The organism is Gilliamella sp. Choc6-1 (assembly GCF_001690385.1).
Lineage (GTDB): Bacteria > Pseudomonadota > Gammaproteobacteria > Enterobacterales > Orbaceae > Gilliamella > Gilliamella apicola_A.
In genome coordinates this window covers 1-1,098 of sequence record NZ_LZHI01000025.1, presented here as the reverse complement: position 1 = coordinate 1,098, position 1,098 = coordinate 1, and the positions used below count along the sequence as shown (strand labels likewise).

1 protein-coding gene is annotated in these 1,098 nt (G+C 39.9%); it reads right to left on the bottom strand.

The genetic code is table 11. The features are described from left to right. The coding region (locus A9G36_RS10120) for a hypothetical protein (protein ID WP_176701007.1) at window positions 1-1,098 on the bottom strand (1,098 nt) is incomplete at both ends.

Here is a 1,098-nt window from a genome sequence, read left to right as displayed (position 1 = left end):
TAGTTATTTATTAGATCATAAGCAAAGGTGCCCGCTACCCAGGTTATTACCGTTAGGTGACTTTCTGGCTGGTTAGGAGCTGGCTCTTTTACTTCGATTTTTTCAATATCGGTAAAATTAGATTGCCATACCGCTTTGCCCTGAGTGAGGGTTTTAAAGGTTTTTGCTTCATAATGGTCGATAAAATAGTTTTTATCGGTGGTGACATATTCGGTGATTTTTAGGGTTTCTTTGGCTTTATCTTCGTTTAGGTGGATTGGGGAGTGCGCCACTACTGAGTGGTTATTTACCCCTGTTGAACTGATATTAAAGCGAGATTCAATCATATCCTCATCACGTTGCCCATTCTTGCCAAATAATGTAACCGTGGCCTGCAACGGCAGGTGGGCGATGGTTGCATTATTCGGGTATGTTAAATAAAAATAGAGGTGGCGGTGATGTAGCTTCATCCCACTAAATGAACTTGGTTTTTTAAAGATCATAAAGGTGTCAATGCCCGACACCGCAACCAAATAGTCATTTACCGACTGCCCAAAACCCACAAATGCCTCTTGCTCTTCGTGATAAGCGCCATACCCTAAATAGGTAAACTCTTCTTGCACCCCAAAATAACAGCGGTTTAACCAGTGATCGATAGGGGTAAAATTATCGTATTTTTTGCTACTTGCAATTAAATATAAGCCCCACAATGATAATATAACGCCCAATCCTATTACAATGCTTGAACTAGCTAATAAAAATATAGCGCCAGCTCCTAATAATACAGCTCCACCAGTTCTAGCGATAAAATAACTTTTATCCTCCATATTCCACATCCCCAAGGCACTTTTTAACTCGCCTAAGGCTTCAAAAATAGTTATAGCCGCAAAAGCTTTGGCTACGGTTTTAGAAATCAAGGTATTTAACATCTGTTTAGCTTTAATTTCAGGTACTAATGTGCCCGAAACTGTTGAACGCATCGCTTTAACTAGCTGCATTTTTAATTTGATGTCACGGTATAAAGCCACGCTATCAACACTTAATAATGCTAACGAGCCTAAGTCAATCGCCAGTTGGTGCATTTTTTTATCTTGGCTTTCACCTTCTTTAACGGTGTCC